The organism is Inquilinus sp. 2KB_23 (genome assembly GCF_052115705.1).
GTDB lineage: Bacteria > Pseudomonadota > Alphaproteobacteria > DSM-16000 > Inquilinaceae > Inquilinus > Inquilinus ginsengisoli_A.
In genome coordinates this window covers 71,639-93,259 of the sequence record NZ_JBFRHF010000014.1, presented here as the reverse complement: position 1 = coordinate 93,259, position 21,621 = coordinate 71,639, and the positions used below count along the sequence as shown (strand labels likewise).

The 21,621-nt window shown below is 69.6% G+C and carries 21 protein-coding genes and 1 tRNA gene; 13 read left to right on the top strand and 9 right to left on the bottom strand.

Going from position 1 to position 21,621, the window contains the following annotated elements:
* The first annotated feature begins 7 nt into the window (after window positions 1–7).
* The 5 genes from rfbC to AB4112_RS18925 all read left to right on the top strand — a co-directional run bounded on the left by rfbC (window position 8) and on the right by AB4112_RS18925 (window position 4,359).
* Window positions 8–616 (top strand): dTDP-4-dehydrorhamnose 3,5-epimerase, encoded by a 609-nt coding sequence (gene rfbC / locus AB4112_RS18945; protein ID WP_441722015.1) that lies wholly within the window; start codon window positions 8–10, stop codon window positions 614–616.
* The gene (rfbB, locus tag AB4112_RS18940) at window positions 613–1,647 is read left to right on the top strand and encodes a dTDP-glucose 4,6-dehydratase (protein WP_441722012.1); all 1,035 of its coding nucleotides are present in this window, start codon (window positions 613–615) and stop codon (window positions 1,645–1,647) included. The genes rfbC and rfbB overlap by 4 nt, the downstream gene beginning before the upstream one ends.
* On the top strand, window positions 1,644–2,498 hold the full coding sequence (gene rfbD, locus AB4112_RS18935) for a dTDP-4-dehydrorhamnose reductase (protein ID WP_441722009.1): 855 nt from the start codon (window positions 1,644–1,646) through the stop codon (window positions 2,496–2,498). Before rfbB ends, rfbD begins: the two co-directional genes overlap by 4 nt.
* 75 nt (window positions 2,499–2,573) lie before the next feature.
* Complete coding sequence (locus AB4112_RS18930; protein WP_441722006.1) at window positions 2,574–3,404, top strand: NAD-dependent epimerase/dehydratase family protein; 831 nt, start codon at window positions 2,574–2,576, stop codon at window positions 3,402–3,404.
* On the top strand, window positions 3,397–4,359 hold the full coding sequence (locus AB4112_RS18925; RefSeq protein WP_309793448.1) for a GDP-mannose 4,6-dehydratase: 963 nt from the start codon (window positions 3,397–3,399) through the stop codon (window positions 4,357–4,359). The genes AB4112_RS18930 and AB4112_RS18925 overlap by 8 nt, the downstream gene beginning before the upstream one ends.
* A 54-nt stretch (window positions 4,360–4,413) precedes the next feature.
* Here the strand turns inward: AB4112_RS18925 and AB4112_RS18920 are convergent, their stop codons facing one another.
* A complete protein-coding gene (locus AB4112_RS18920) occupies window positions 4,414–6,315 on the bottom strand; it encodes an ABC transporter substrate-binding protein (protein ID WP_441722002.1) in 1,902 nt (633 codons plus the stop codon).
* A gap of 101 nt (window positions 6,316–6,416) precedes the next feature.
* Between AB4112_RS18920 and AB4112_RS18915 the strand changes: the two genes are divergently transcribed.
* Window positions 6,417–6,689, top strand: coding sequence for a hypothetical protein (locus AB4112_RS18915; protein ID WP_441721999.1), 273 nt, complete (start codon window positions 6,417–6,419; stop codon window positions 6,687–6,689).
* Between the two features lie 23 nt (window positions 6,690–6,712).
* Here the strand turns inward: AB4112_RS18915 and AB4112_RS18910 are convergent, their stop codons facing one another.
* Both AB4112_RS18910 and AB4112_RS18905 read right to left on the bottom strand, forming a co-directional pair.
* Entirely contained in the window at window positions 6,713–7,573 is an 861-nt protein-coding gene (locus AB4112_RS18910) for an alpha/beta fold hydrolase (RefSeq protein WP_441721996.1), read from the bottom strand.
* Window positions 7,574–7,658: 85 nt separating this feature from the next.
* Window positions 7,659–8,153 (bottom strand): YciE/YciF ferroxidase family protein, encoded by a 495-nt coding sequence (locus AB4112_RS18905; protein WP_309793452.1) that lies wholly within the window; start codon window positions 8,151–8,153, stop codon window positions 7,659–7,661.
* Window positions 8,154–8,426: 273 nt separating this feature from the next.
* Between AB4112_RS18905 and AB4112_RS18900 the strand changes: the two genes are divergently transcribed.
* Window positions 8,427–8,822, top strand: coding sequence for a PRC-barrel domain-containing protein (locus tag AB4112_RS18900; protein WP_441721993.1), 396 nt, complete (start codon window positions 8,427–8,429; stop codon window positions 8,820–8,822).
* A gap of 209 nt (window positions 8,823–9,031) precedes the next feature.
* Window positions 9,032–11,128: a catalase gene (locus AB4112_RS18895; protein ID WP_441721990.1), complete on the top strand. Its 2,097-nt coding sequence runs from the start codon at window positions 9,032–9,034 to the stop codon at window positions 11,126–11,128.
* Between the two features lie 395 nt (window positions 11,129–11,523).
* Here AB4112_RS18895 and AB4112_RS18890 read toward each other — a convergent pair whose 3' ends face one another.
* Entirely contained in the window at window positions 11,524–11,766 is a 243-nt protein-coding gene (locus tag AB4112_RS18890) for a hypothetical protein (RefSeq protein ID WP_441721987.1), read from the bottom strand.
* A 328-nt stretch (window positions 11,767–12,094) separates the two neighbouring features.
* On the opposite strand from AB4112_RS18890, the gene AB4112_RS18885 reads away from it, so the two are divergent.
* Complete coding sequence (locus AB4112_RS18885; protein WP_441721984.1) at window positions 12,095–12,331, top strand: DUF2171 domain-containing protein; 237 nt, start codon at window positions 12,095–12,097, stop codon at window positions 12,329–12,331.
* A 66-nt stretch (window positions 12,332–12,397) separates the two neighbouring features.
* On the opposite strand, the gene AB4112_RS18880 is transcribed toward AB4112_RS18885, so the two are convergent.
* Window positions 12,398–12,844 carry a hypothetical protein gene (locus AB4112_RS18880; RefSeq protein WP_441721981.1) on the bottom strand — a complete coding sequence of 149 codons (447 nt, stop codon included), beginning with the start codon at window positions 12,842–12,844 and terminating at the stop codon, window positions 12,398–12,400.
* Here AB4112_RS18880 and AB4112_RS18875 point away from each other — a divergent pair.
* Window positions 12,831–13,757 (top strand): ABC transporter ATP-binding protein, encoded by a 927-nt coding sequence (locus AB4112_RS18875; protein ID WP_309793459.1) that lies wholly within the window; start codon window positions 12,831–12,833, stop codon window positions 13,755–13,757. The two genes, AB4112_RS18880 and AB4112_RS18875, sit on opposite strands and share 14 nt — an antisense overlap.
* The gene (locus tag AB4112_RS18870; RefSeq protein ID WP_309793460.1) at window positions 13,754–14,515 is read left to right on the top strand and encodes an ABC transporter permease; all 762 of its coding nucleotides are present in this window, start codon (window positions 13,754–13,756) and stop codon (window positions 14,513–14,515) included. Before AB4112_RS18875 ends, AB4112_RS18870 begins: the two co-directional genes overlap by 4 nt.
* A 115-nt stretch (window positions 14,516–14,630) precedes the next feature.
* Here AB4112_RS18870 and AB4112_RS18865 read toward each other — a convergent pair.
* The 4 genes from AB4112_RS18865 to hemC form a co-directional block, all read right to left on the bottom strand.
* A tRNA-Thr gene (locus tag AB4112_RS18865) sits at window positions 14,631–14,705 on the bottom strand.
* A 58-nt stretch (window positions 14,706–14,763) separates the two neighbouring features.
* Window positions 14,764–16,155 (bottom strand): heme biosynthesis protein HemY, encoded by a 1,392-nt coding sequence (locus AB4112_RS18860; protein WP_441721977.1) that lies wholly within the window; start codon window positions 16,153–16,155, stop codon window positions 14,764–14,766.
* Window positions 16,152–18,533 carry a uroporphyrinogen-III synthase gene (locus AB4112_RS18855; RefSeq protein ID WP_441721975.1) on the bottom strand — a complete coding sequence of 794 codons (2,382 nt, stop codon included), beginning with the start codon at window positions 18,531–18,533 and terminating at the stop codon, window positions 16,152–16,154. Before AB4112_RS18855 ends, AB4112_RS18860 begins: the two co-directional genes overlap by 4 nt.
* A gap of 13 nt (window positions 18,534–18,546) precedes the next feature.
* Window positions 18,547–19,479 (bottom strand): hydroxymethylbilane synthase, encoded by a 933-nt coding sequence (gene hemC, locus AB4112_RS18850; RefSeq protein WP_309793463.1) that lies wholly within the window; start codon window positions 19,477–19,479, stop codon window positions 18,547–18,549.
* A 101-nt stretch (window positions 19,480–19,580) separates the two neighbouring features.
* Here hemC and tsaD point away from each other — a divergent pair, with 101 nt between their 5' ends.
* Complete coding sequence (gene tsaD, locus AB4112_RS18845) at window positions 19,581–20,636, top strand: tRNA (adenosine(37)-N6)-threonylcarbamoyltransferase complex transferase subunit TsaD (RefSeq protein WP_441721972.1); 1,056 nt, start codon at window positions 19,581–19,583, stop codon at window positions 20,634–20,636.
* Window positions 20,633–21,613 carry an NAD(P)H-dependent glycerol-3-phosphate dehydrogenase gene (locus AB4112_RS18840; RefSeq protein WP_441721969.1) on the top strand — a complete coding sequence of 327 codons (981 nt, stop codon included), beginning with the start codon at window positions 20,633–20,635 and terminating at the stop codon, window positions 21,611–21,613. Before tsaD ends, AB4112_RS18840 begins: the two co-directional genes overlap by 4 nt.
* Window positions 21,614–21,621: the final 8 nt, after the last annotated feature.

Below are 21,621 nucleotides of genomic sequence, written 5' to 3'. Positions count from 1 at the left end.
CGATAGGGTGTCGCGCTTTTCGGAAGCCCGTGATGAGGACCATGAATTGGTTGAGCTGTCGTCAACCGAAATACCGGATGTGAAGCTCGTCCGCCTGCGCAAGTTTCAGGACGACCGCGGCTATTTCTTCGAGACTTGGAGCGCGGACAGGTTCCGCGAGGCCGGGCTGCCGTTCGACTTCGTCCAGGACAATCAGGCGGGCAGCGTGTCGGCCGGCACCATGCGCGGCCTGCACTACCAGACCGCGCCGAACGCCCAGGGCAAGCTGATCGGCGTGATCCGCGGCAGCATCTTCGACGTCGCGGTCGACATCCGCCACGGCTCGCCGACCTTCGGCCGATCGATCGGGGTGACGCTGACCGCCGCCGATCCGGCCCGGCTGTGGGTGCCGCCCGGCTTCGCCCATGGCTACGTCACGCTCGAGCCCGACACCGAGGTCGTCTACAAGGTGACCAGCGGCTACGCCCCGAAGGCCGAGGGCGGCATCCGCTGGGATGACCCGGCGCTCGGCATCGACTGGCCGATCGCGCCAGGGGAGATGGTCGTGAACGACCGCGACCGGTCCTGGCCGCGCCTCGCCGACGCCCCCGTCCACTTCCGCCACGGTGCGATATGACCATTTTCGTGACCGGCGGCGCCGGCTTCATCGGCTCGGCCCTCGTGCGTCAGCTCATCGCCGCGGGCGACAGCGTCGTCACCATCGACAAGCTGACCTATGCCGGCAATCTGGAGAATCTCTCCGGGCTCGACGGCACCGGCAGGCACCGCTTCGTCCAGGCCGACATCTGCGATGTCGACGCCATGCGCGGCCTGTTCGCCGAGCACCGCCCCGACATCGTCTACCACCTCGCGGCCGAGAGCCATGTCGACCGTTCGATCGACGACCCTCTGGCCTTCGTCCGCACCAATGTGCTGGGCACCGCGGCACTGCTGACCGCGGCGCTGGACCATTGGCGCGGCCTGCCGAAGGGCAACGGCTTCCGCTTCCTGCATGTCTCGACCGACGAGGTCTATGGCGAACTCGACGCCACCGGCCTGTTCTCCGAGGCCAGCCCGTACCAGCCGAACTCGCCCTATTCCTCCAGCAAGGCGTCGTCCGACCACCTGGCCCGGGCCTGGCATCGGACCTATGGTCTGCCGGTGATGGTCTCGAACTGCTCGAACAACTACGGGCCCTACCAGTATCCGGAGAAGCTGATCCCGGTCGTCGCCCTCAACGCGCTCGAGGGCAAGGCGCTGCCGATCTACGGCAAGGGCGAGAACGTCCGCGACTGGATCCATGTCGACGACCATGCGGCGGGGCTGCGGGCGATCATGGCCAGGGGCCGTCTCGGCGAGACCTATCTCGTCGGCAGCCGGTCGGAGCGGACCAACATCGACCTGGTGCGGCAGATCTGCCGGATCCTCGACGAGCTGCAGCCGGCGGCGCAGCCCTATGAGAGCCTGATCACCCATGTCACCGACCGGCCGGGCCATGATGCGCGCTATGCGATCGACCCGACCAAGGCGGAGACCGAGCTGGGCTGGCGGCCGCGCCACAGCCTGGAGGACGGGCTGAGGGAGACCATCGCCTGGTACATCGCCAACCGCGACTGGTGCGCGCGGGCGGGTGAGCGCAGCCGCATCGGCCTCGGGCACGCGGCATGACGCTGGTCGTGTTCGGGGCGGGCGGTCAGGTCGGGCGCGAGTTGGCGGAGCTGGCGCAGGCGCATGGCCTCGCTGTGCGGGTGCTGGCGCGGTCGGAGGTCGACATCACCGACGCCGCCGCGGTGGCCGAGGCGGTGCGCGGCGCCGACTTCGTGGTGAACTGCGCCGCCTATACCGCGGTCGACAAGGCCGAGGCCGAGCGCGACCAGGCCTTCGCCGTCAATGCCACGGCGCCCGGCGTGATCGCCCAGGCCTGCGCGGAGGCCGGCGCGGCGCTGGTGCACATCTCGACCGACTATGTTTTCCCAGGCGACGGCGATCGGCCGTGGCGCGAGGACGACCCGATCGCGCCTCTGTCGGTCTACGGCGAGAGCAAGGCGGCGGGGGAGGCGGCGGTGCGGTCGGCATTGCCGCGCCACATCATCCTGCGCACCTCCTGGGTCTTCGCGGCGCATGGCAGCAACTTCGTGCGCACCATGCTGCGGCTCGGCGCCGAGCGGCCGGAGCTGCGGATCGTCGCCGACCAGCGCGGGGGCCCGACCGCGGCGGCCGACATCGCCGCCGCGGTCCTGGCGGTTCGGGACCGCGCTTTGGCGCCCGGCTTCTCCGATTGGGGGACTTTCCATTTCTCCGGCGCCCCGGCCACCACCTGGTATGAACTCGCCGCGGCGATCTTCGCGGCCCGGGGCGGGAGCGGGCCGAAGCTGCATCCGATCGCGACCTCGGACTATCCGACCCCCGCACGGCGGCCGGCGAATTCGGTGATGGATTGCGGCAGGATCGCCCGGGTCTTCGGGGTGGCCCAGCCGGACTGGCGGCAGTCGCTTGCTGCCATGCTGCGGACGCAATAACGCGACAGAAGGGGGGATGCCGGCCCATGATCGTATCCGATCTGGGGGCCGCATCTGATTTTGGGGGTGGACGGCGTGGCTGACGTGCTGGTGATCGGGCGATCGAGCTTTCTCGCCCGCAGCTTCATCGACACCTATGGCGCCGATGGCATCCGCCATGTCGCCTGGGCGGATGTGGCGCGGCCGGAGACCTTCGACGGCATCGGCTGCGTGGTCAATTTCGCGATCGACCCGCGCTACATGCGCGAGGCCTACGATCCCGCGCTGGACTGCGACCGCCGGCTGGCGGAGGCGATCGGCCAGGCGCAGCGCGAAGGCCGGATGCCGGCGAACGCCCATGTCGTCATGCTCAGCACCCGCAAGGTCTACGGCCCCGCCGACGGCGCGGCGCTGGACGAGGCGCGGGTGCCTGCGCCGCAGGACGCCTATGGCCGCAACAAGCTGGAGACCGAGGGGCTGCTGCGGGACCGCTTCGGCCCGCACCTCACCATCCTGCGGCTCTCCAACATCTTCGGATACGAGGACCTGCCCGGCCGCCGCACCTTCCTCGGCCTGCTGCTGCGGTCGCTGCGCGAGGAGGGGGTGATCCGCTATGACGTCAGCCCCTTCACCGAGAAGGACTTCCTGCCGGTCGAACAGTTCGCCGCCGCGCTGGCCAAGGTGGTGCGGGCCCGCCCCGGCGGTCTGTTCAACCTCGGCTCCGGCGTCGCGCTCGAGGTCGGGTGGCTGGCGATGTGGATCATCGAGGGCTATGGTCGCGGCAGTCTCAGCATCAGCAGCCCCGACATTCGCGATGCTTTCACGATGATTGTGGATGATTTCGTCACGCGGTTCGGCCCGGTCGCCAGCCGCGAAGATATTCGTGCGGCCTGTCTGGCCATTGGGAGGAGATTGCGGGTTGAATAAAATCGTCATCACCGGGGCTGCCGGATTTCTCGGCTCGCACCTCGCCGACCTTTTCGTCGCGCGATACCCGGAGGCACGGTTCGTCTTTTTCGACAAGATGACCTATTCGGCCGACATCGAGAACGTCGTGCACCATCTGCATGACCGGCGGCGCCAGCTGCTGGTCGGCGACATCTGCGATCCCGAATTCTGCCGCCAGGCGACGGCCGGGGCCGACCTGGTGATCCATGCCGCGGCCGAAAGTCATGTCGACCGGTCGTTCATGAACGCGACCCGCTTCGTCCACACCAACGTGTTCGGCACCCACACGCTGCTCGAGGCGTGCCGGATCAACCAGGTGCCGCGGATCATCCATGTCTCGACCGACGAGGTCTATGGCGAGGTGCTGGAGGGCGAGGTCGACGAGGACACCATCCTCAACCCGACCAACCCCTATTCGGCCTCGAAGGCGGCGGCGGAGATGATGGTCCGCAGCCTGATCCATTGCTACAAGATGCCGATCCTGATGATCCGCGGGAACAACATCTTCGGCACCCGCCAGTATCCGGAAAAGATCATCGCCCGCTTCTGCCTGCGCCTGATCCGCGGCGAGAAGCTGCCGATCCACGGCAATGGCGGCAATGTCCGCCACTACCTCGCGGCGCCAGACATGGCCGAGGCCATCGCCATGGTCAATGAGGTTGGCGAGATCGGTCAGGTCTACAACATCGGCTCCGACGAGGAGTACACCAACCTCGAGGTCACCCGGCTGATCTGCAACGCCTTCGGCGTCGAGATGCAGGAGGTGGTGGAATTCGTGCAGGACCGGCCGTTCAACGACCGGCGCTACTCGATCTCCTCGAGCAAGCTGCGCGGGCTGGGCTGGGCGCCGAAGCGCCGCCTGGTCGACGAGATCCCGGCCATCGCCCAATGGTACCGCGACAACGCCGCGCGCTACGAGTGGGACGAGGTCTGACCGGCTGATGCGGACGGCCCCGGCGCGGCTGAGCCGCGCCGGGGCTGGTTCCGATCAGGGATCGACCCAGAAGGTGTCGGGGCGGTAGACGCCGAAATGCGCCCCCGGATCCCAGGAGAAAATCCCCTTCTCCGGCACGTTGTGCAGCCGGGCCTTGACCACGATCGGCTGCAGCACGCCCTGCACCGTGCCGATCGAGGTGACCTGGTCGGTCTGGATCTTGATCAGCTCGCGGGTGATGGCATCGCGGCGGGCCGCATCGGCGGTCCCATGCCATTCCTGGTACAGCGACATCAGCTTTTCGCCGAACTCGACGTCCGGCTTCTCGCCGGCGCCACCGGCGGTCTGCACATACTGGCCCCATTTCGGGTATTGCAGCCAGTTCTGGTCGACCGGCGCCAGCTCCGTCGGCACGATCGACGGCGTCACCAGCGCGTTGTCGAGCCCCATCCACACCGACATCACCGCGTCGCCGGCGAAGATCCGCTGCAGGAAGACGTCGCGCTGCGACTGGGTGGTGTGCAAGGCGATACCGAGCTTGGCCCAGCTCTCCTTGATCAGCTGCAGGATGTCGGCCTCGATGCTGCGTTCGCCGGCGCTCTCGATCACGATCTCCAGCCGCCGGCCGTCGGCCATCAGCCGGGTGCCGTCGCCGTCCCGCTTGGTCAGCCCGATCTCGTCGAGCAGGGCGTTGGCCTTGGCGAGATCGAACTGGGTCCAGGACGTGGCCTGGGCCGCGTCGTAATAGGGCGATTCCGGCAGCACCGTGTTCTGGCTCGGCCGCGCCTGGCCGAAGAACACGGTCTGGTTGATCTCGTCGCGGTCGATGCCGAGCGACAGGGCGCGGCGGAACCGCACGTCGCGGTTCAGCGCCCGCCAGCCGGCATCGTTGGCGTTGAGGTTCGGATACAGCGCGACCTCCGACCCCAGCGCGGTCGGCCACAGCAGCACCTTGTAGTTGCCGGCCTGCTCGCCGGCCTTGAGGAAGCTGATGTTGTCGAAGCGCAGGCCGCGGGCCTGCAGGTCGGCCTCGCCGGTGCCGGCCTTGGCCGGGATCAGCGACCCCTCGGCGACGTTGACGATCACGCGGTCGATATAGGGCAGTTGCCGGCCCTGACTGTCGACCCGGTGGTAGTAGGGGTTGCGCACGAAGGTGAAGCGCTCCGCCGGGGCCTTGGTGGAGTTGACCCAGGGCTCCAGCTCCGGCAGGTCCGGATTGGACGATTCGATCAGCTTGCTGCGCTGGGTGTACAGCGCCACCCAGTTGCGGGCGCCGGCCGCCTTGACCATGGCGTCCAGCGCCGCGGCGTCGGCATATTTCTTGTGGAACTGCTTCAGGTAGTGCGCCGGCGCGAAGATATAGAGCGGCGTGGCGCTGGCGATCGCCGGCAGGAATTCCGGGTTCGGCTTGGACCAGGAGTAGCGCACCGTCGTCGCGTCGGGGAATTCGACCTTCGGCTGTTCGCCGTCGACCAGCAGCCGCGCGTCGGGGCCGTAGGGCATCAGCTCCTTGTCCAGCGCCACGTCTTCCCAGAAATAGCGGAAGTCGTCGCTGGTGAAGGGCTGGCCGTCCGACCATTTGTGGCCGGGCCGCAGATGCAGGGTGAAGGTCTTCTCGCCCTCGACGTCGATCGCCTGCAACAGGTCCGGATGCAGCTGGAAGTCGGTGCCGTAGCCGACCAGCCGGGCATAGCTGTAGGTGTTCATGATCCGGATGTCCCGGGCGCGCCCGACCAGCCAGTTGATCTCGCCGCCCGATCGTCCGGGCTGCTTCTTCTCGGCGGCCAGGTCGACCACCGACGGGGTCTGCGGCACCCGCTCCGCCACCGGCGGCAGCTTGCCCGCGGCCACGTCCTGTTCGTACATCGGCGTCTCGACCAGCGCGGCGGCCTGGGCGGCACCGGCCATGCCGATGCAGACCGCGACGGCCGCGGCGAGACGGGGAATCCAGTTCATCGTGCCCACCCTGTTTTCTGGGGTTTTGATCTTGCCCTCGAAGCGGGCAGTATCGGTCGCCCGGGGTCGGATTGTGAAGCCGAACAATTGGGGGCCTCCGGGTGGCGATCCAGACGAGGCCTCATCGTGGTTTCGCCTGGACGCGGGAACCGCTGCTGCGCAGCTCCTGTTTGGCAGGACAGGTGGCGATCGCCGCGGAGAAGCCGATGTCCTCGAATCCGCACGACCCCAAGCAGGAGGCAACGTCAGCCCTGCCAGGGCCCCTTATCGACACGGCCCAAGCCGATGCCAGTCCGCGATGGCTGTTGCCGGCGGTGATCGCCCTGATGTTTCTGACGGGCGCGCTCGTCTCCGTCGCGATCGCAGCGGTCTGATCGCGATCGTCGCAAGGGCGCGATCAATCGGCGAGAAAGGCCAACAGCTCCTGTGCCAGCGCCTCGGGCGCCTCTTCGGCCATATGGTGCCCGCAATCGATCCCCCGGCCGCGGATGTCCGGGGCCCAGGGGCGCCAGATGCCGATGATGTCGCCGAACAGCTTCTCCAGATCGTCCTGCAGGGACCATAGGCAGAGAACGGGGCAGCCGACCTGCCGCCCCGCCTCGCGATCCTGGGCATCGTGGTCGCGGTCGATCCCAAGGCCGGCCCGGTAATCCTCCACCATGCCGTGGACCGTCGCCGGGTCGTGGATCGCCTCGAGAAAATCGGCATAGGCTTCCGACCCCATTCGCTCCGGCGCCGCCGCCGCATACCAGGCCTTGGGATCGGCCAGGATCGCCCGTTCCGGCTTCTCGGCCTGGCCGAAGAAGAACCAGTGCCACCAGGCCTGGGCGAAGCGGACATCGCATCGCTCCAGCGCCTCGATGATCGGGATCGCATCCAGGACCGCCAGCCGGCTGATCCGGTCCGGATGGTCCATGGCGGTCCGGAACGCCGTGTAGCAGCCGCGGTCATGGCCGGCGAGGGCGAAGGTCGGGAAGCCGAGATGGTCCATCAGGGCCACGCAATCGCGGGCCTTGGCCCGCTTCGACGATCCCGAGTGATCGGGCGTGTCCGCCGGCTTCGACGACCGGCCGAACCCGCGCAGGTCGGGGCAGATCACGGTGTGCGAGGCGGCCAGGAGAGGTGCGACGCGGTGCCAGGTGGCGTGGGTCCGGGGATGGCCGTGCAGCAACAGGATCGGCGGTCCTTTGCCGCCGTGGCGGACCCGAAGCGTCGCCTCCGGCAGCTCGATCGTCTCCAGCGTGAAGCCCTCGAACATCCCGATCTCCTGTCGGCCGGTCCGGTTCCGTCGCCCTCGGCATCTCGCCGTGGACGACGTGCGCGGCCCGGCCGAGGGGCTTAGGTCAGGCCGCCTTCTGGTTCAGGCTGCTGACCGCGAGCTTCGAGAGCAGCAGGTCGGTCTTCTTCTCCTCCTGGAGCGTCTGGTCGAGCAGCCGCGCCGCCTCGGGCATGCCGAGCTTGGTGGCCCACGCCTTCAGCGTGCCGTAGCGGGCGATCTCATAGTGCTCGACCGCCTGGGCCCCCGAGAGCAGGCCGGCGTCCAGGGCGGAGGCGCCCTTGAACTCCTCCATGATCTCCTTGCCCTCCTCGAGGATGCCGAGGATCGCCTCGCAGGCCTTGCCCTGGGCGCGCTTGCCGACCAGCTCGAACACCTTCTCCAGGCGCTCGACCTGGCCTTCGGTCTCCTCGCGATGGGTCTCGAACGCGGCCTTCAGCTCCGGCGCCTGGGCGGCCTTCGCCATCTTCGGCAGGGCCTTCAGGATCTGCTTCTCCGCGTAGTAGATGTCCTTCAGCGTGTCGAGGAACAGGTCGTCGAGAGTCTTTTCGGTGGTTGCCATCGATGATCTCCGTTGGGCCCAAGTATGCGGGGGGCGTGTCTGGCCGGATCCGTTCCCTGGGAACGGCCGGGTGATCAGTCAATGGGCGTCAATATTAAATCGTTCCGGATCATTATCATTTTAATCGAGATCTCATCATTTGCATCATTTGTTAAGCATAAATGTGTATTCGAAGGTGATGAGAGTTAAAAAACTCGGAATTCGGTGTCTGTTGGGGAACTTGGATCTGCCCTCATCCCGTTATCCTGGCAACCACATGCGCAGGAGAGACCGATGGACCACCAGGACGAGACCACCACCCTGATTTCGAGCGAGAAGGTCGCCGGCACCAATGTCTACAACGCCGCGGGCGAAAGCCTGGGTGAAGTCGACGACGTCATGATCGACAAGGAATCGGGCCGGGTCGCCTATGCCGTCATGGCATTCGGCGGCTTCCTCGGCATCGGGGAGAAGTATCATCCGCTGCCCTGGTCCTCACTGACCTACGACACCGACCGCGGCGGCTATGTCGTCAACGTGTCCCGCGAACAGCTCGAAGGCGCCCCGGCCTTCGCCGACAACGCCGAGCCGCAATGGAACCGCGAATACGAGCAGCGGATCCATGACCACTACGGCGTCACACCCTATTGGGGCGGCGGCGTCCTGCCGCCCTCAGGCCTCATCAGGTAGCACGACCCTGTGAAGAAAACCCCGGCTTCGGCCGGGGTTTTCCATTTCGGGTCGGCTCCCGCGCCGGTTTCGGTCCTCGGGAACCGCTCGGCGCCGCGTCCGGTTCTTACGGATATCTGTCCTGATCGCGATCGCGCTTGCAAAGCGACGTCGTGCGTTTGCACCGACGGCGTCCCAGGGCGGCAACGACCACAACAAAGGAACGCCCCATGGCCAAGCCCAAGGGAACCGCCGCCGCCGCGTCGAAGGTCGCGCCCGGCCAGGGCGGTGAGCTGCACCAGACGGAATCGGATCCGCGGAAGCGGCTGACCACCAATCACGGCGTCCCGGTCAGCGACGACCAGAATTCGCTCAAGGGCGGACGCCGCGGCCCGACCCTGCTGGAAGACTTCGTGCTGCGCGAGAAGATCCAGCATTTCGACCATGAGCGCATTCCGGAGCGGATCGTCCATGCCCGCGGCTCGGCCGCGCATGGCTATTTCGAACTGACGGAATCGCTCGCCCGCTACACCCGCGCCAAGGTGCTGACCGAAGTCGGGGTGAAGACCGAGGTGTTCACGCGCTTCTCGACCGTCGCCGGCGGCGCCGGGTCGGTCGACACCCCGCGCGACGTGCGCGGCTTCGCGGTCAAGCTCTACACCAAGGAGGGCAACTGGGATCTGGTCGGCAACAACATCCCGGTCTTCTTCATCCAGGATGCGATCAAATTCCCCGACCTGATCCATGCCGTGAAGATGGAGGCCGATCGCGGCTTCCCCCAGGCGGCCAGCGCCCATGACACCTTCTGGGATTTCGTCGGCCTGATGCCGGAGTCGACCCACATGATCATGTGGGCGATGTCCGACCGCGCGATCCCACGGTCCCTGCGCATGATCGAAGGCTTCGGCGTCAACACCTTCCGGCTGCTGAACGACAAGGACGAGGCGACCTTCGTCAAGTTCCACTGGCGGCCGAAGCTCGGCCTGCAATCCACCCTGTGGGACGAGGCGGTCAAAATTGCCGGGGCCGACCCCGACTTCCACCGCCGCGACCTGCACGACGCCATCGCCGCCGGCGACTTCCCGGAATGGGAGTTCGGCGTCCAGCTGCTGAGCCAGGCCGAGGCCGACGCGCTGCCCTTCGACATCCTGGACGCCACCAAGGTGATCCCGGAGGAGATGGTGCCGATCCGCATCGTCGGCCGGATGGTGCTGGACCGGAACCCGGACAATTTCTTCGCCGAGACCGAGCAGTCGGCCTTCCTGCCGACCAACATCCCGCCCGGCATCGACGTGTCGGAGGATCCGCTGCTGCAGGGGCGGCTGTTCTCGTACCAGGACACCCAGCTGTCGCGCCTGGGCAGCGTCAACTTCCACCAGCTGCCGATCAACCAGGCCAAGGGCTGCCCGTTCCAGAACCTGCAGCGCGACGGCCACATGCAGACCCAGGTGTTTGCCGGCCGCGCCAATTACGAGCCCAACAGCCTGGCCGAGGCCGGCGAGGAGGGCGGCCCGCGCGAGGACCCGAAGGGCGGTTTCCGCAGCTTCGCCCAGCCGCTGGGCGAGACCAAGGTCCGGCTGCGCTCCGAGACCTTCGCCGACCATTACAGCCACGCCCGGCTGTTCTACCGGTCGCAGAGCCCGATCGAACAGGCGCATCTGGCCAGCGCCATCGTCTTCGAGCTGTCGAAGGTGTCGCTGGAACACGTGCGGATCCGGGTGCTGGCCAATCTGCGGAACGTCGACGAGGGGTTGGCGAAGCGCGTCGCCGCCGGCCTCGCCATGGACCTGCCGGCCAAGTCGGCTCCTGCGGTCGAACCCGAAGACATGAAGCTGTCCCCGGCCCTGCGCATCATCGGGAAATATCCGCCCACCCTGAAGGGCCGCGCGGTCGGCGTGCTGGTGACCGATGGCGCCGACGGCAGGGTGGTGGATGCGGTCCGCAAGCTGGCGGAAGCCGACGGCGCCATGGTGAAGATCGTCGCGCCCAAGGTCGGCGGCGTGACCTTGAAGGACGGCACGCTCCTGAAGGCCGACGGGCAGCTGGCCGGCATGCCGTCGATGATCTTCGACGCGGTGGCGCTGGTGCTGTCCAAGGAGGGCTGCGCCCAGCTGCTGAAGGACAGCGCCGCCATCGACTTCGCGATGAACGCCTTCGTCCATCTCAAGGCCATCGGCTTCACCGCCGAGGCCAGGCCGTTGCTGGCCAAGGCGGGGGTCGAGGATGACGCCGGCGTGGTCGACATCGGCGGCGGCGCCAAGGGCTTCCTGGAGCCGGCGCGCACCCGGCAATGGGAGCGCGAGCCGAAGGTCCGGATGCTGGCCTGACGGCACGGCGAAGACAAAGGCGCCCGGTCTTCGGATCGGGCGCCTTTTTATTGGCCGCAGGTCCGTTGATGGCCCCTTCGCCTCGGGCGGGCGAGAGCGCAACGGCCCTGTTCACGTCTCCAGCTTGAGAGAGCACTCCACGAGGTCAGACGGAATTTCGACGCAGCGGTAGCGTTCCGTATCGGGTGGCGGCGGTGGATCGACGGCGCATCCCGCCAAGCACGCGATCGAAGTCGCCCGGAGCAGACTCCGCCTCAGATGCACGCGCGCCTCCTGTCCCCTCATCCGACGATGATTGGTGCAGGAGGGTGGTCGCTTGCAATCGTTATGCAGCGGTGCTGATCAGCTGTGGTTGCCCGAGCAGGCTCGAGGCTGCCGGTTCGCTAGGCCGATGCCTACGCGGCGGCGACCTTCGCCGGGATGGGTCGTGGCCGGAGTTCACGCCATTCGACCTCGGCGATCAGGGCGGCAACGTCGGCTGTCAGATCGGCCCTTGCCCGCAGCATGTCGATCAGCTGGCGCATCCGCCGGACGTCGCGCCGCCAACCCGCGGTCTTGAGCGCGGCGTCGAAGGTCTGGGCCAGCTCTGCCGTCTTCATGCCCGATAGGGCGGTCTTTTCCTGCCAGCTCAACGGCATCTTCGTCTCCTGTCGCTCCGCGAACGGGGCAGGCGGCGCGGTACTGCTCAAGTCCACGCCTGCCTGCCATCAGGTGAACAGAGACGTCAGGGGTGACGTTCCCGCCTTTGGGTGCCATAGCGAGACGAAGCGCGAGTTCAGTGGAGGGAAATCCCGAAAAAGCGAAACGAAGCGAGTATAGGCTCTGTTGTGGCAAAGGATCGTCGGGATGGATTTTGGCGGGAGATTGTGCAGGTGCGGAGATTCTCGCTGCATTTTGGGATCCCATCCTGGAACTCACTGGCTGGGTCTTCTATTGCTCAGATATCACAACCAAGGGAGCGACCCCATGGGTTCGACCGCGCAGATCAAAGACCATATGGAAGTCCTCGGCTCCGACGGCCAGCACGTCGGCACGGTGGACCATATGGAAGGCCAGGACCGCATCAAGCTGACGCGCAGCGATCCGGCAGCACAGTCGAAGCACCACTACATCCCGGCCGACTGGGTCGATCATGTGGACGAGCATGTCCATCTGAACAAATCCGCCAGCGAGGCGACGCGGCAGTGGCAGCAGGGCGCTTGACGCCCTGACGAGCGAGACGCTTTAAAGACAGGACGCGGTGGAAACGCCGCGTCCTGTCTCTTTGTGTCAGGTCAGCGCCAGGATCAGCAGGATCGCGACCACGGCCAGCAGACCGACCAGGATCGGCAGCGTCCAGCGCCGGCCCCCTTCCTGTTCCGGGCCGCGGGCCAGGCTGGTGTCGAGTGCGCGTTCGATCACCCGTTGACCCTCGGGGTCGGTCTCGGTGCCATCGGCCGTCCGCGGCGTCTCGCGGTCCGGCAAGTTCCGCTCCGAAGCCATGTCCTGCCTCCCTGAAAAGCGGCGATCGAGCACGGTGCTCCGTCCCTCGGCAATGCCGAGTCGTGGGGGATGGTTCCCCGGGCGCCCGTCGGGGTCGGCGCAATGGCACGCGGCGCGGCCGGCGATAGACCGGCCCAGCGTCAGCGGGACGCAGCGCTCGCGGCCGCCCCGCTCACAAAGCTTCATCGAAATGCCGTCCGCATCGGCTATGGTCGCCGCCATGTCACCGATCATCTCCGTCTCGAACCTCTCCAAGACCTACGCCTCCGGCTTCCAGGCCCTGAAGGGCATCAACCTGGACATCCGGCGCGGCGAGATCTTTGCTCTGCTGGGCCCCAACGGCGCCGGCAAGACGACGCTGATCAGCATCATCTGCGGCATCGTCAACCCCAGCGGCGGAACCGTCACGGCCGACGGCCACGACATCGTGACCGACTATCGCGCGGCCCGGTCGAAGATCGGGCTGGTGCCGCAGGAGCTGACGGCGGACGGCTTCGCCACCGTCTGGGCGACCGTCAGCTTCAGCCGCGGGCTGTTCGGCAAGCCCGCCAATCCGGCCCATATCGAAAAGGTGCTGAAGGACCTGTCCCTGTGGGACAAGAAGGACAGCAAGGTGATGACCCTGTCCGGCGGCATGAAGCGCCGGGTGCTGATCGCCAAGGCGCTGTCGCACGAGCCCGAGATCCTGTTCCTCGACGAGCCGACGGCGGGCGTCGATGTCGAGCTGCGCCGGGACATGTGGCTGCTGGTGCGCGCGCTGCGGGCGACCGGGGTGACCGTCATCCTGACCACCCACTACATCGACGAGGCCGAGGAGATGGCCGACCGGGTCGGGGTGATCAGCAACGGCGAGATCATCCTGGTGGAGGAGAAGGCCGAGCTGATGCGCAAGCTGGGCAAGAAGCAGCTGACGCTGCAGCTGCAGAACCCGCTGACCGCCATTCCCGCCCCGCTGGCCGCGCATCGCCTCGAGCTGTCGGCCGATGGCGGCGAGCTGGTCTACACCTACGACACCCAGGGCGAGCGGACCGGCATCACCGCCCTGCTGCAGGACCTCAGCGACGCCGGGATCCGGTTCAGGGACCTCCGCACGAGCCAGAGCTCGCTGGAGGACATCTTCGTCAAGCTGGTGAGCGAGCGGCCATGAACCTCCACGCGATCCGCGCCATCTACGTCTCCGAGATGGCGCGAACCGGACGCACGCTGATGCAGAGCATCCTGTCCCCGGTGATCTCGACCTCGCTGTACTTCGTGGTGTTCGGCGCGGCGCTGGGCTCGCGCATCCAGGAGATCGACGGGGTCAGCTACGGCGCCTTCATCGTGCCTGGGCTGATCATGCTGTCGCTGCTGACGCAGAGCATCTCCAACGCCTCCTTCGGCATCTACTTCCCGAAATTCGTCGGCTCGATCTACGAGCTGCTGTCGGCGCCCGTCTCCTATCTCGAGATCGTGGTCAGCTATGTCGGGGCGGCGGCGAGCAAGTCGATCATCCTCGGCCTGATCATCCTGGCGACATCGGCCCTGTTCGTGCCGCTGCAGATCGCCCATCCCCTGGTGATGCTGCTGTTCCTGGTGCTGACGGCGGTGACCTTCAGCCTGTTCGGCTTCATCATCGGCATCTGGGCCGACGGCTTCGAGAAGCTGCAGCTGGTGCCGCTCCTGATCATCACCCCGCTGACCTTCCTCGGCGGCAGCTTCTATTCCATCGACATGCTGCCGCCGCTGTGGCGGACGGTCGCGCTGTTCAATCCCGTGGTCTATCTCATCAGCGGCTTCCGCTGGAGCTTCTTCGGCACCGCCGAGCTGGGCGTCGGCATCAGCCTGGCCATGACGCTGGCCTTCCTCGCGGTCTGCCTGGCCACGGTGGCGTGGATGTTCCGGACCGGCTACCGGCTCAAGACCTGAGAGACCGTATGGAAACGGACCGGCGCGGCCGGCCTGCCGAATTCGCCGATACCAAATGCGGAAGACCCGGACATGTCCGGGTCGCTTCGCAAGCGGCTATTTAGCAGGGGGAAAATGGTGCCGAAGCGGGGATTTGAACCCCGGACCTACTGATTACGAATCAGTTGCTCTACCCCTGAGCTACTTCGGCGCCGCAGGGCGCGCACCCTATACAAGGCGCGCGCCGCAGCGTCAACAACCGCCGGGCCTCAACCCGTCGTGACGGGCACCACCGCGCCCGACCCCGTGGCCGGCACCGGCACGGGCAGCAGGGCGTCGATCTCGACCGCCACCGGCGGCAGCCCGCGGGCGGGGCCCGGGATGCGCCAGGCCAGCGTGTCGAAGCCGTGGCAATGGCCGCACAGCGCCGACCAGCGGTCCGTCCGCGCGCCGCAGGCGTCGCAGTCCCAGGCCTCGTCCGGGGCCGCGGTCTGCGCCTTGGCCAGCCAGCTGCGCGCCGCGATCGGGTCGTTGCGCTCCGCCGTCTCCAGATCGGCCAGCAGGCGATAGCCGCGCCGGGTCGGCGCCAGCTGCTCCGCCTTCAGCAGATGGCCGCGGGCGCTGCCCCACAGCTGGGCCGCCAGCTCGGCCTCGGCCAAAGTCAGCAGGCCGGTCGCCGCCTCCGGGCGCAGCCGCACCAGCTTCTCCAGCCGCTTGACCTTGAGCAGCGAGCCCTCGTCGGCGGGGCCCAGCGCGGCATAGGCGCGGGCGACCTCGGGATGCGGCAGGCGGGCCCAGCTCTTCTCCAGCAGGCGCGCGGCCTGGGCGTCGCGGCCGGTCTTCACCAGCAGGGCGCTCTCCTGCAGCGCGGCCGGCACGAAATCCGGCTCCAGCCCCACCGCCTTGTGGGCGAAGTCCAGCGCCGGGGCCAGGCTGCCGGCGGCCTCCGCCTCGCGGCTGCGCTCGACCAGGATGCGGGTCTTGAAACGCCGGCCGTCCTCGACCGAGATCGCCTTCACCCGCACCGCATGGGCGAGGCTGAGCTGGGCGTCGGCCCAGCGGTGCTGCGCCACCTCCAGGTCGAAGCAGGCGCGATGGGTCCAGGTGGCGTCCGGGCGCAGCGAGCGGGCGCGCTGCGCCATCTCCAGCGCGTGGGCGGAATCCTGGCTGCGCAGCGACTGGTTCAGCAGGCCGCGCAGGCCCAGGAACTCCATGTCCGGCCGGCGCAGCATCGCCTCGAAATAGCGGGTGGCGGCGCCATCGTCGCCGGCCAGCTGCGCCGCCTGGGCCGACAGCAGCAGGGTCAGCGGCGGCTCGTCCAGCAGCACGTCGGCCTTGCGGGCGAAGCGCCGCGCCGCCTCGGCATCGCCGGCCGCGACCGCGACCATGCCGCGGGTCAGGGCGCGATAGCCCTTCTCGCGCCGGACGAAGCGGCGGCCCTCGACGAAGCGGCTCGGCGCCCGGCGCAGCGATCGCCAGAAGCGGTACAGCCAGGCGGTCAGCAGCATCAGGCCGGCGGCGACCACCACCAGCACCGCGACCGAGGTGTCGATCACCCGGCCCTGCCACTGGATCTGGACATGGCCCGGGCGGTCGGCGAGCCAGACCGCGACTGCGATCAGGATCGCGAGCTTGAGGGCGTAGAGCAGCAGACGCTTCATGGCGTCGTCGGCGCCGGCGTTTCGGAGGCGGGCTTGGCTGCGGCGTCGCTGCCGGCGGCCAGCCGCTGCACCGCCAGGGTCGACAGGCCCTGCAGCGCCGTCTCGGCGGCCAGGCGGGACTCGGCCTGGGTGCGCCACGCCGCCATGGCCGAGGCCGCGGGGCCGGACAGGCCCTTCACCGCCTCGACCGCGCCGGCCAGGTCGCCGCGCTGCAGCCGGCCTTCGGCCCGCGCCAGCACCGCGTCGGTGCCGTCGCCTTCGACCTCGCCCGGGGCCGGGCGGACGCTGACCAGGTCCTCGACCACCGACAGGCTGCGGTCGATCCAGTCGCCGCTCTGCGGCTTGTCGGCCTTGCGCGCCGCTTCGGCCGCCTGGACGAAGCCGGTCGCCAGCGCGGCGCGGCTGGGCACGCCCTTCGCCGCCGGCTCCAGCGCCGCCACCGCATTGGCCATGGCAGGGTCGCTCTGCGCCAGGCCGCGCAGCAGCGTCAGGGTCTCGGCCAGCGGTGCGCCGCTGTCGATCGCGCTGCGCAGCTGGCCGGCGGCCAGGCTCAGCGCCTGGGCGCCGCTGTCGTTGCTGCGCAGCCGTTCGACCGCGGCCTTCACCGTGTCGACCTGCTGCTGCAGCGTCGCCAGGGTGCTGGCGTTGGCCTGGTTGCCGGAGGACAGGGTGGCGACGGTCTCGCTCAGCGTCTTCACCGCGGACTGCGCCGATTCCAGCGCGGCGATCCGGGTCTCCAGCGCCGCCACCGCTTCCGGGGCGGGGCCGGCGGCCGGCGGCGCGGCCGGCTGCTGCGCCGGGGCAGCGTTGCCCGGGGCCGGCGGCTGCGCGCCGAGCTGGTCCAGCTTCTGCTGCAGCGCGTCGACCCGGGCGGCCAGATCGGCCCGGCCCTTCTCGATCGCCGCCGGATCCAGCGCGCCCTCGGGCGGCTTCTCCAGCGCCTCGACCCGCTTGCCCAGGCCGTCGATCGCCTCGGCGGTGCCGGAGGGCAGATCGGCCAGACGCTTCTCGATGAAGGCGACGCGGTCACCCAGCGTCGGCGAGCCCTGGGTGGCCGGGGCAGGGGTGGAGGGGCCGAACACGCTCGGCGACCAGATCGGGGCGGTCGCCGACACCGCCGCGGCGACGATGGCGACGAGCGCCGCGGTCCAGGCCGATTTCGCGACGTTGCCCGGCGGTTCGGCCGGGGGCGGCGGCGGGATCGTGGGCGGGCCGACCCGGGGAGGGCCGGGCGGGTTCTCGGGGTCGGAGAGGTCGGACGGCTCCGACACGCCTTCCTCCGGCGTCGCCGGGCGGGTGCGCGCCAGCTCGGCCGGGTCGAGTTGGATGCCATGGGTCTTGGCGGCGGCCTGGATGTCGGCGTGGCGCTGCTCGGGGATGGCGTTGCGCCGCTTCCAGCCCTGCACGGTGGTCACCGGCACCGTCAGCTTCGCCGCCATCGGCCGGATGCCGCCGAAGGCCTCGATGATCCGCTCGGTCGCGGTCAGCGCCTCGCCGGTCTCGCCGGCGACGGGCAGCCCGTCCTCGGGCGGCACCGGCGGCGCAACGGCTTCCGGGCTGGCCGACACGTCGTCCGGCTGCTGGGGGTCGAGCCGCGCTGCCGCAGCGTCGCCTGGCTTGTCGGGGGTCGGGTCCATACCGTTCGCCGTCCTCGTCCTTTGCTCGGCGGGAAGATCGGATAGCCGCGCCAGAAGCGACGGCGAATCCGGTCTTTCCGCGATTCGCACCGCTCGCCAGGGCGACGGGTCCAGCGCCTGGGCGACGGCAGGGCTCAGGCAGACCGCCGTGAGTCCGGCGAGGCGGTGGGTCAGATCCACCCGGGCCGCGAGGGTAGCAAAGACCTTCGCGGTGCGGGGAGAGAAAAACACCACCCCCTCCAGCCGCGGATCGGCCAGCGCTGCCACCGCGGCCGACGGCAGCGCCGCGGCCGGCCGGGCGCGGTACAGCACGATGCGCCGCACGGTGAAGCCGGCGGGCGCCAGCAGTGCGCCGAGATCCTGCGCCTGGTCCTCGCCGGAGGGGTGGAGCAGGGCGCCCGAGCCGGGGTTCAGCCGGTCGCGGACCAGCGCGGCCAGCTCGATGCCGCCGCCCGCCGCGCTGATGACGTCGTGGAAGTCCAGGCTCCGCGCCAGCTCCGCGGTGGCATCGCCGACCGCCAGAACGGGTATGTCGCGCCGCGCCACCCGCCGGGCGAAGGCGTCGATGCCGTTGCGGCTGGTCGCCAGCACCGCCTGGACGCCGTCGAGCGCGATCGGCTCGGGGTCGACCGGCTCGATCTCCAGGATCGGCGCGATCACCGGGTCGAGGCCGCGGTCGCGCATGGCGTCGGCGAAGCGTTCGGCCTCCTCGCGCGGCCGGGTGATGAGCCAGCGCGTCATCCCGCCCTCGCCATTATGGGACCAGGAAGCGCGGCCCGATGCGGCGGCGCAGCGCCTCGCCGGCCTCGGCGCCCAGCTGCGCGGCCTCGGCGCGGGGGCCGGACCGCCGGTCCTCATGCATCTCGCTGCCGTCGGGCAGGGCGACGCGCGAGGTCAGGGTCAGGGTGCCGTCTGGGCCCAGATCGGCCAGGGCCGCGATCGGGGTGCGGCAATTGCCCTCCAGCGCGGTCAGCAGGCTGCGCTCCGCCGCCACCCGGTCGCCGGTGTCGCGGCAATGCAGGGCGTCCAGCAGGCGGCGCACCGGCGCGTCGTCGGCGCGGCACTCGATGCCGATGGCGCCCTGGGCGGCGGCCGGCAGCATCTCCTCGGGTTCCAGCACGGCCGAGACCCGGTCGGTCCGCCCCAGCCGCTTCAGCCCGGCCAGGGCCAGCAGCGTGGCGTCGACCGTGCCGGCGTCCAGCTTGGCCAGGCGGGTGCCGACATTGCCGCGGAACGGCACGATCGACAGATCCGGCCGCAGCGCCAGCACCTGGGCCTGGCGGCGCAGGCTGGAGGTGCCGACCACGGCCCCCGGCTTCAGCGCGGCCAGGCTGCCGGCGCCGTCCCGCGCGAACAGCGCGTCGCGCGGGTCCTCGCGCGGCAGCAGGGCGCCGATCACCAGGCCGTCCGGCAGCCAGGTCGGCATGTCCTTCATCGAATGCACGGCGAGGTCGAGGCTGCGGTCCAGCAGGCCGTCCTCGATCTCCTTGGTGAACAGGCCCTTGCCGCCGATCTCGGACAGCGGCCGGTCCTGCACCGTGTCGCCGGTGGTGCGGATGACGACGATCTCGACCGCGCCGGGCACGGCCAGGGCCGGATGGGCGTCGGCCAGGCGCCGCCGCGTCTCCTCGGCCTGGATGAGGGCGAGCGGGCTGCCGCGCGTCCCGATGCGAAGAACAGGGGTCATGACCCGCGTTCTAGAAGCCCCGGGCGCGGGGGGCAAGCGGGGCAGGTGCTTTCGCCGCGGTCCTTTCGTCGCGCGGCCGGACCGCCTATATCGGGCCGATCATGATCGTGCTCGGCATCGAGACCTCCTGCGACGAGACGGCGGCGGCCCTGGTGGACGACCAGCGGCGCATCCTCGCCAATGTCGTGCTCAGCCAGATCGAGGACCACGCCCCCTATGGCGGCGTGGTGCCCGAGGTGGCGGCGCGCGCCCATCTGGCCCATCTCGACGGCATCATCCGCCAGGCGCTGGCCGAGGCCGGGGTCGGGCTCGACGCGGTCGACGGCATCGCCGTCACCGCCGGGCCGGGGCTGATCGGCGGCGTCGCCGTCGGGGTGATGACCGCCAAGGGCATCGCCGCCGCCCGTGGCCTGCCCTTCCTCGGCGTCAACCACCTCGAAGGCCACGCTTTGACCGCGCGGCTGACCGACGGCATCGAATTCCCCTATCTGCTGCTGCTGGTCTCCGGCGGCCATTGCCAGCTGCTGTGCGTCGACGGGGTCGGCCGCTACCGGCGCTGGGGCACCACCATCGACGACGCGGTGGGCGAGGCCTTCGACAAGGTCGCCAAGATGCTCGGCCTCGGCCATCCCGGCGGCCCGCTGGTCGAAGCCGCGGCCCGCGGCGGCGATCCCAGGCGCTTCGCCCTGCCGCGGCCGATGATCGGCCGGCCGGACTGCAACTTCTCCTTCTCCGGCCTCAAGACCGCGGTGCGCCGCGTCGTCAGCACCTTGCCGCAGCCGCTGTCCGCGCAGGATGTCGCCGATCTCTGCGCCGGCTTCCAGGACTCGGTCGCCGCGTCGCTGGCCGACCGGGCCAAGCGCGCCATCGCGATGTTTCACGTGGAACATTCCGGGAACGGAGCCTTCGTGGTGGCCGGCGGCGTCGCCGCCAACCAGACGCTGCGCGCCCGGCTGTCCGCGGTGGCGGAGGCGGCGGGGATGCGCTTCATCGCGCCGCCGCTGAAGCTGTGCACCGACAACGGCGCCATGATCGCCTGGGCCGGGCTGGAGCGGCTGCGCCTCGGCCTGGTCGACGGGCTCGACTGCGCGCCGCGGCCGCGCTGGCCGCTGGACCCGACCGCCGCCGCCGCGATCGGCGCCGGGGTCAAGGCATGAGCCGGCGGGTCGCCGTGATCGGCGCCGGCGCCTGGGGCACGGCGCTGGCGCAGAGCTTCGCCGCGGCCGGGCATCCGGTCACCCTGTGGGCCCGCGATCCCGACCGTGCCGCGGCGATCCAGGACGCCCGCGAGAACGCGGCCTATCTGCCCGGCATCGGGCTGCATCCCGGCATCGCCGTCACCGCCGACCTGGCCGCGATCGGCGGGGATCTGCGCCTGCTCGCCGTGCCGGCGCAGCATCTGCGCGCCATCCTGCAGCGCCTGCCGCCGCGGCCGGGGCCGCTGCTGATCACCGCCAAGGGCATCGAGACCGCGACCGGGCGGTTCATGGACGAGATCGCGGCGGAGACCCGGCCGGAGGCGGCGCCGGTGCTGCTGTCCGGCCCCAGCTTCGCCGAGGAGGTGGCGCGCGGCCTGCCGACGGCGCTGACCCTGGCCTGCGCCGATGCCGAGGCCGGCGCCGCCCTGGCCCGCAGCCTGGGGCACCGCACGCTGCGGCTGTACTGGACCGAGGATCTGCGCGGCGTCGCCCTGGGCGGCGCGTTGAAGAACGTGCTGGCGATCGCCGCCGGCATCGTCACCGGGCGGGGCCTGGGCGAGAACGCCCGGGCGGCGCTGGTCACCCGCGGCCTGGCCGAGATGATGCGACTGGGCGCCGGGCTCGGGGGACGGCCGGAGACGCTGATGGGCCTGTCCGGCCTGGGCGACCTGCTGCTGACCGCCTGCAGCGCCACCAGCCGCAACACCTCGCTCGGCATCGCGCTGGGGCAGGGGCGCAGCCTGGCCGACATCCTCGGCGCCCGCCGGTCGGTCACCGAAGGGGTGTGGACGGCGGCGGCGGCGGCGCGGCTGGCGGCCAAGGCCGGCATCGACGCGCCGGTGATCGACGCGGTGGATGCGGTGCTGAACCGCGGCGCCGCGATCGACACCGCCATCGCCGGCCTGCTGCTGCGCCCGGTGAAACGCGAGGCCTGATGCGCTCA

Coding starts and splice junctions, on each gene's coding strand:
- AB4112_RS18855 (WP_441721975.1), bottom strand. CDS start 18,533: ATGACGCGCTGGCTCATCACCCGGCCGCGCGAGGAGGCCGAACGCTTC.
- AB4112_RS18885 (WP_441721984.1), top strand. CDS start 12,095: ATGGGTTCGACCGCGCAGATCAAAGACCATATGGAAGTCCTCGGCTCC.
- AB4112_RS18875 (WP_309793459.1), top strand. CDS start 12,831: ATGTCACCGATCATCTCCGTCTCGAACCTCTCCAAGACCTACGCCTCC.
- tsaD (WP_441721972.1), top strand. CDS start 19,581: ATGATCGTGCTCGGCATCGAGACCTCCTGCGACGAGACGGCGGCGGCC.
- AB4112_RS18860 (WP_441721977.1), bottom strand. CDS start 16,155: ATGAAGCGTCTGCTGCTCTACGCCCTCAAGCTCGCGATCCTGATCGCA.
- AB4112_RS18880 (WP_441721981.1), bottom strand. CDS start 12,844: ATGATCGGTGACATGGCGGCGACCATAGCCGATGCGGACGGCATTTCG.
- rfbD (WP_441722009.1), top strand. CDS start 1,644: ATGACGCTGGTCGTGTTCGGGGCGGGCGGTCAGGTCGGGCGCGAGTTG.
- AB4112_RS18840 (WP_441721969.1), top strand. CDS start 20,633: ATGAGCCGGCGGGTCGCCGTGATCGGCGCCGGCGCCTGGGGCACGGCG.
- AB4112_RS18890 (WP_441721987.1), bottom strand. CDS start 11,766: ATGCCGTTGAGCTGGCAGGAAAAGACCGCCCTATCGGGCATGAAGACG.
- AB4112_RS18905 (WP_309793452.1), bottom strand. CDS start 8,153: ATGGCAACCACCGAAAAGACTCTCGACGACCTGTTCCTCGACACGCTG.
- AB4112_RS18900 (WP_441721993.1), top strand. CDS start 8,427: ATGGACCACCAGGACGAGACCACCACCCTGATTTCGAGCGAGAAGGTC.
- AB4112_RS18870 (WP_309793460.1), top strand. CDS start 13,754: ATGAACCTCCACGCGATCCGCGCCATCTACGTCTCCGAGATGGCGCGA.
- rfbB (WP_441722012.1), top strand. CDS start 613: ATGACCATTTTCGTGACCGGCGGCGCCGGCTTCATCGGCTCGGCCCTC.
- AB4112_RS18895 (WP_441721990.1), top strand. CDS start 9,032: ATGGCCAAGCCCAAGGGAACCGCCGCCGCCGCGTCGAAGGTCGCGCCC.
- AB4112_RS18910 (WP_441721996.1), bottom strand. CDS start 7,573: ATGTTCGAGGGCTTCACGCTGGAGACGATCGAGCTGCCGGAGGCGACG.
- hemC (WP_309793463.1), bottom strand. CDS start 19,479: ATGACCCCTGTTCTTCGCATCGGGACGCGCGGCAGCCCGCTCGCCCTC.
- AB4112_RS18920 (WP_441722002.1), bottom strand. CDS start 6,315: ATGAACTGGATTCCCCGTCTCGCCGCGGCCGTCGCGGTCTGCATCGGC.